Source organism: uncultured Streptococcus sp., assembly GCF_963545685.1.
Taxonomy (GTDB): domain Bacteria; phylum Bacillota; class Bacilli; order Lactobacillales; family Streptococcaceae; genus Streptococcus.
This window is the reverse complement of record NZ_CAUUKN010000015.1, coordinates 33829-40840: the sequence shown is the minus strand read 5'-3', so window position 1 is coordinate 40840 and position 7012 is coordinate 33829. Positions and strand designations below refer to the sequence as shown.

4 protein-coding genes are annotated in these 7012 nt (G+C 42.2%); 3 read left to right on the top strand and 1 reads right to left on the bottom strand.

Annotated elements, in window-relative coordinates; translation table 11 throughout:
• Positions 1 to 126 precede the first annotated feature (126 nt).
• Complete coding sequence (gene plsY, locus RWZ99_RS04620; RefSeq protein ID WP_314676728.1) at positions 127 to 768, bottom strand: glycerol-3-phosphate 1-O-acyltransferase PlsY; 642 nt, start codon at positions 766 to 768, stop codon at positions 127 to 129.
• Positions 769 to 905: 137 nt separating this feature from the next.
• Here plsY and parE point away from each other — a divergent pair, with 137 nt between their 5' ends.
• From parE to parC, 3 genes are all read left to right on the top strand, one after another.
• The gene (gene parE, locus RWZ99_RS04615) at positions 906 to 2855 is read left to right on the top strand and encodes a DNA topoisomerase IV subunit B (RefSeq protein ID WP_314676727.1); all 1950 of its coding nucleotides are present in this window, start codon (positions 906 to 908) and stop codon (positions 2853 to 2855) included.
• A 592-nt stretch (positions 2856 to 3447) separates the two neighbouring features.
• Positions 3448 to 4266, top strand: a complete 819-nt coding sequence (locus tag RWZ99_RS04610) for an aminoglycoside 6-adenylyltransferase (protein WP_314676726.1) — start codon at positions 3448 to 3450, stop codon at positions 4264 to 4266.
• A 226-nt stretch (positions 4267 to 4492) separates the two neighbouring features.
• Positions 4493 to 6949 (top strand): DNA topoisomerase IV subunit A, encoded by a 2457-nt coding sequence (parC, locus tag RWZ99_RS04605; RefSeq protein ID WP_314676725.1) that lies wholly within the window; start codon positions 4493 to 4495, stop codon positions 6947 to 6949.
• The last annotated feature ends 63 nt before the right edge of the window (positions 6950 to 7012 follow it).

The window sequence follows — 7012 nt, the reverse complement described above, 5'->3', positions numbered from 1 at the left end:
TATTATGGGCTTATAGCCCATGATCAAACCACCCGTTAGACGGGTGGTTATGATTTGTTTTTGGGCCGTCAGTTGATTAGCAGAACAAGAAAACCACTAGCTTGGCTAGTGGTCAATAGTAATTAATTATTTCTTTGGATTTTGTTTAGTTAAATTAAGTCCAAAGGGTACCAAGTTTTCTTGATGATTACGGATACGAGCTATATTTTCAGTGTGACGGAAAATAATCACTAAAGCCATGATGATAAGAACAGCACTAAAGATTGGGTCATAGCCATCTAGCAAGAAGTGGATGGCTGGAAAAGTAGCCAAGGTAATCAGTCCAACAACTGCGGCAGTGACACTTGAAAATGAAATCATGCTGGTCAGATAGAGCGTTAAAACAAAGACTAGGAGCAGGAAGATGCAGTAGAGGGGAGCAAAACCAAGCAGCACCCCAGCGCTTGTCGCAACGGCTTTTCCACCCTTAAATCCCGCAAAGATTGGAAAAACATGTCCGATAATGGCAAAGAAACCAATGACTAGGGGTGATACTTCTGTGACACCCAACCAAACTGGTAGGAGCACTGCCAAAGTCCCTTTAAGCATGTCCACTAAGAAAGTGATTGTTCCGGCAGTCTTACCAAGAACACGGAAGGTATTGGTTGTTCCAGTATTTCCAGATCCGTGCTCTCGAAGATTAGTATGAAAGAAAACTTTTCCAATCCAGAGACCAGTCTGAATGGAACCTAGCAGGTAGGCGATAAGAATTAATAATAAGATTTTCATGAGATAATTATAGCATACAGCCTAGTAATTGACAAAGTTGGCCAGCCCTAAGATAAGCTAACAGCTTTCTTGATTTCCTTTGCAAATTCTTTTGAAAACTTATAAAATAATAAGGATGAAAATTTTGGAGGTCACTCTTGGCTAAAAAAGAAATAAATGTAAATAATTATAATGATGATGCCATTCAGGTACTGGAAGGGTTAGATGCGGTTCGCAAACGCCCAGGAATGTATATTGGCTCAACAGATGGGACAGGTCTTCATCATCTGGTTTGGGAGATTGTTGACAATGCGGTCGATGAAGCTCTCTCAGGCTTTGGTGATGTCATCGCTGTTACCCTAAATAAGGACGGTTCCGTTTCCGTTTCTGACTCTGGACGTGGGATGCCGACAGGTATGCATGCCATGGGTAAACCAACGGTAGAAGTTATCTTCACAGTCCTCCACGCAGGTGGAAAATTTGGACAAGGTGGTTACAAGACTTCTGGAGGTCTTCACGGTGTGGGTTCCTCAGTTGTTAATGCGCTGTCTAGCTGGCTTGAGGTAGAGATTACTCGTGATGGTAGTGTTTATCGCCAGCGTTTTGAAAATGGTGGTCACCCTGTTACAGGGCTTGAAAAGATTGGCAAGGCGCCTAAGTCTAAGACAGGTACAAAAGTAACCTTCATGCCTGATGCTAGCATCTTTTCAACGACAGACTTTAAATTTAATACTATCTCAGAGCGTCTCAAAGAATCAGCCTTCCTTCTCAAAAATGTCACCATGACATTGACAGACTTGCGTGGCGAAGAAGAAGTACGTGAAGAATTCCATTATGAAAATGGGGTCCAAGACTTTGTGTCTTACTTGAATGAAGATAAGGAAACGCTGACGCCGGTCATCTATATTGATGGAGACCAGCAAGAATTTCACTTAGAAGTAGCCCTTCAGTACAATGATGGCTACTCTGACAATATTCTTTCCTTTGTTAATAATGTTCGTACGAAGGACGGTGGTACCCACGAGACGGGCTTCAAATCAGCTATTACCAAGGCCTTTAACGATTATGCCCGTAAGACAGGACTCCTCAAAGAAAAGGATAAGAACCTTGAAGGGTCAGATTATCGTGAGGGCTTGTCAGCGGTTATCTCGCTCTTGGTTCCAGAAGAACACCTACAGTTTGAGGGGCAAACTAAGGATAAGTTGGGGTCTCCACTAGCTCGTCCGATTGTTGATAGTGTCGTTTCAGAGTATCTGACTTATTTCCTTATGGAAAATGGGGATCTGGCTTCTAACTTGGTGCGTAAGGCTATCAAGGCCCGTGATGCCCGTGAAGCTGCCAGAAAAGCTCGTGATGCTAGCCGAAATGGTAAGAAAAATAAAAAAGACAAGGGGCTCTTGTCGGGAAAACTGACGCCAGCCCAGTCTAAAAATCCTAAGAAAAATGAGCTCTATCTGGTCGAAGGGGACTCTGCCGGTGGATCAGCCAAACAAGGCCGTGATCGTAAATTCCAGGCCATCCTACCCCTACGAGGTAAGGTCCTAAATACTGAGAAAGCCAAAATGGCAGATATTCTCAAAAATGAAGAAATCAATACCATGATTTACACTATTGGTGCAGGTGTTGGAGCTGATTTTAACCTTGACGATATCAACTATGACAAGATTATTATCATGACCGATGCCGATACCGATGGAGCTCACATTCAGACCTTGTTGCTTACTTTCTTCTATCGTTATATGCGTCCACTGGTTGAAGCAGGGCACGTCTATATCGCTCTACCTCCACTTTACAAGATGTCTAAAGGTAAAGGCAAGAAGGAAGTTGTCGAATATGCTTGGACTGATGGTGAGCTTGAGGACCTTCGCCAAAAATTTGGTCGAGGAGCTCTTCTCCAACGCTACAAGGGACTTGGTGAAATGAATGCGGACCAACTGTGGGAAACAACCATGGATCCAGAGACCAGAACGCTTATCCGAGTGACTATTGACGATTTAGCGCGTGCCGAACGCCGAGTCTCAGTCCTTATGGGAGATAAGGCTGCACCTCGTCGCCAATGGATTGAAGATAACGTTAAATTCACCTTGGAAGAAACGACTGCGTTTTAAGGGATGTGACTAATGGCTTTATACTTGGTTTTTCTTTTATTAGTCTCTTTGCCTTCAATTCTTCTCGCAATCAACATGAATCGTCGAAGAATTAGACTGTTAGGCTTGTATGCACCGGTAGTGTTTACTCTATGCATGCTGAAGGTACTTGAATCCAATATTTGACTCCCAGAATCTGGATCTTTAGAGGCAACCTTTCTCATGATGTTATATGGATTCCCCTTGATAATTGGATCCTTAGTTTTTACACTGATTCGTTTGTGTTTTGTCTATTCGGAGAAACTTTGGAAGGCATTTTTGATTTTTCTATCCTATATTTTGGGTCCTCTTCTTGTGGGTGCTTTGGCCATATATGTGGAATTGATATTTCGGATCGATCATTTCTTTTACGTAGTCATTTTTTCGATGATTCTGGTGTCCTATCTTCCTCCTATCTATCTTTATTATTTCGACCGAGATCAGTAGGATTCAGAATTATTTCTTGATAAGGTCTAGTCGTTGATTGTTTAACTAATGTTTAGAAGTGATCGATGGTTTACTGCTTTTTACCGTTAAAAATATCTAACACCTTTGAGTAATGAAGGAATAAAAAATGAGAACTGAGACAGAAATGATGGATCGGATTGTGGGAATTGCTGAAACCCTCCAAGTAGAAGCAGCAGCCTTATCCGGCTCACGTACCAATCCACAGTCCCGAGAAGATGAGTTTCAAGATTATGATGTGGTCTATATAGTTGAGAATCTGGAAGAGCTTATTTCAGATTTATCTTGGCTAGACCAGTTTGGAAACCGCGTGATTGAACAGCACAATATAGTAGGACACCGTCGTCTTTATCTTATGCTCTTTAAAGATGGCAATCGCATCGATTTGACACTCTGTCCTAAAGAACATATCCAAGAGTGGGTGGACAGCGAGGCAGGTTTCAGCGTCTTAAAAGACGACAAAGGTTTGTTTGAAGCCTATCTGCCTAATCCGAAACGCTATTGGATTTGGCCACCTACCGAAGAGGAATTTGCATCAACCTGCAATGAATTTTGGTGGGTATCGGCTTATGTCGTCAAAGGGATACGAAGAAATCAGCTGATCTATGCGACCGATCATCTTTATGGCATTTGCCAGCAAGAGCTCTTTAAGGTCTTGGCTTGGCAAGTAGTAAGTGATAGGGGAGTAGTCGATATCGGGAAAAACTACAAGTACCTCTTTCACTACTTGCCTGCTGAAAAGGAGAAGAAGTTCTCAACACTTCTTAATTTGTCCAGTCTAGAAAAGATTACTCAGTCTTTGTTTGTCACTATGAATATCTTTCATCAGGAAGCTCAAAGTCTAGCCCAAAAGATGGGGTTTGCCTACAATCACAAAGAGGCTAAGAAGATGATGGCTTATGCTGAGGAAAAACTTTTGAATCTTTGATACAATAATTTATTTTAAACACTTTAAACTACAGAAAGGATCGTTTGGTTACTTGTAGTAACTGAACACGGTCTACACTCTTTTATCATTACACATACTCTACATTCTTTGAAAGGAGTTGAACACGCCCTAAATACTGTGTGAAAAAGATAAATTCTCTTGTGAGCATGGCTCACTGCAAGAATTTCCTATTTTCACTTTGTATTTTACGGGCTTTGTATCCTATATGAGTAATATTCAAAACATGTCCCTTGAGGACATCATGGGAGAGCGTTTTGGGCGCTACTCCAAATACATCATTCAGGAGCGTGCGCTTCCTGACATTCGTGACGGTCTGAAACCCGTTCAACGTCGTATTCTTTATTCCATGAATAAGGATGGCAATACCCATGACAAGGGCTATCGTAAATCCGCCAAGTCTGTTGGTAACATCATGGGTAATTTCCACCCACATGGTGATAGCTCTATCTATGATGCCATGGTGCGTATGTCCCAGGACTGGAAGAATCGTGAAATCCTAGTTGAGATGCACGGGAACAACGGTTCCATGGACGGTGATCCACCAGCGGCTATGCGTTATACCGAGGCGCGCTTGTCAGAGATTGCTGGCTACCTTCTTCAAGATATCGATAAAAACACTGTTCCTTGGGCTTGGAACTTTGATGATACAGAGAAGGAACCAACCGTTTTACCTGCAGCCTTTCCAAACCTCTTGGTCAATGGTGCTACAGGGATTTCTGCTGGTTATGCTACAGATATTCCGCCGCATAATCTGGCAGAAGTCATTGATGCCGTTGTCTACATGATTGACCACCCATCTGCTAAACTGGATAAGTTGATGGAATTCTTGCCTGGTCCAGATTTCCCAACAGGGGCTATTATTCAGGGTAAAGATGAGATTCGTAAGGCTTACGAATCTGGTAAGGGCCGAGTAGTTGTGCGTTCACGTACTGAAATTGAACCACTCAAAGGTGGCAAGGAACAGATTATTGTTACTGAGATTCCTTACGATGTCAATAAGGCAGTTCTTGTTAAAAAAATCGATGATGTTCGAGTCAATAACAAGGTTCCAGGCATTTCAGAAGTTCGTGACGAGTCTGACCGTACAGGTTTGCGTATTGCTATCGAACTTAAGAAGGATGCTGACAGCCAAACCATTCTTAACTACCTTTTGAAATATACGGACCTTCAGGTCAACTATAATTTCAACATGGTGGCTATTGACAATTTCACCCCACGTCAAGTGGGCTTACAAAAGATCTTGTCTAGCTACATTGCTCACCGTCGCGATATTATCGTTGCGCGTTCAAAATTTGACAAGGAAAAAGCTGAAAAACGCCTTCATATTGTTGAAGGGCTGATTCGTGTTATCTCTATTTTGGATGAGGTTATTGCCCTTATCCGAGCTTCTGAAAATAAGGCTGATGCCAAGGAAAATCTTAAAGTTAGCTATGATTTTTCAGAAGAACAAGCCGAAGCTATTGTGACCTTGCAACTTTATCGTTTAACAAATACGGATATCGTCACTCTCCAAAATGAGGAAGCCGATTTACGTGAGCAGATCGCGACCTTGGCTGCTATCATTGGTGATGAGCGCACCATGTTTAATGTCATGAAGCGTGAACTCCGTGATATCAAGAAAAAGTTTGGTAATGACCGTCGTTCAGAGTTGCAAGCAGAAACCAAGACTATTGAAATTGATACTGCAAGTTTGATTGTTGAAGAAGAAACTTATGTCAGCATCACTAGCGGTGGTTATGTCAAACGAACTAGCCCACGTTCTTTTAATGCTTCGACGATTGAAGAAGTTGGAAAACGCGATGATGACGATTTAGTTCTAGTTCAGCAGGCTAAGACAACACAACATCTTCTGATTTTTACCAATCAGGCCAATGTGATTTATCGCCCAATTCACGAATTACCAGACATTCGTTGGAAGGATCTGGGGGAGCATTTATCACAAACCATCACCAATTTATCTAAGGATGAAGAAGTGCTTTACGCTGAAATTCTGGATGATTTTGAAGCTGGTACTTACCTAGCAGCTACCAAGCTTGGTCAGATTAAACGTTTCGAACGCAAGGAATTTGCCCCATGGCGTACCTACAAGTCTAAGTCAGTTAAATATGGTAAACTCAAGGATGAAAGTGATTTAATTGTTACAGTCACTCCAATTCAATTGGATGATATCATGATTATCACTCAAAAAGGATATGCCCTTCGTTTCAATGCTGATGAAGTTCCAGTGGTTGGCGCTAAGGCAGCAGGTGTTAAGGCAATCAATCTTAAGGATGATGATACCGTTCAGGCCGTTTTTGTTGCAAATACGCAAAGTTTCTACTTGCTTACACAAAGAGCTAGTCTCAAACGTGTGGCTACATCCGACATTCCACAGGCTAAGCGAGCTGGTCGAGGTCTCCAGGTTCTTCGTGAGCTTAAGACTAAGCCACATCGTGTCTTTACGGCTGGTCCAGTCTTTACAGAAAATGCTGGAGCTGAGATAAATCTTCTAGCGACACCCGTGGAAGAGACTCCTCAGACCTTATTTGTAACAGCTACGACAGGTGAGACTGCAGAGGTTGATTTATCACTTCTTAATCTTTCAGAGCGTACTAGCAATGGAAGTTTCATTGAAGGACTAGCAGACAAGGAAGTCTTCTCCGCCAAGATTCTTGAAAAATAGAGTTTAGAAAGCTTTGTTCTCTTACTAGAGGGCAGAGTTTTTTCTTTGGCTGACAAAACAACT

Coding starts and splice junctions, on each gene's coding strand:
- plsY (WP_314676728.1), bottom strand. CDS start 768: ATGAAAATCTTATTATTAATTCTTATCGCCTACCTGCTAGGTTCCATT.
- RWZ99_RS04610 (WP_314676726.1), top strand. CDS start 3,448: ATGAGAACTGAGACAGAAATGATGGATCGGATTGTGGGAATTGCTGAA.
- parC (WP_314676725.1), top strand. CDS start 4,493: ATGAGTAATATTCAAAACATGTCCCTTGAGGACATCATGGGAGAGCGT.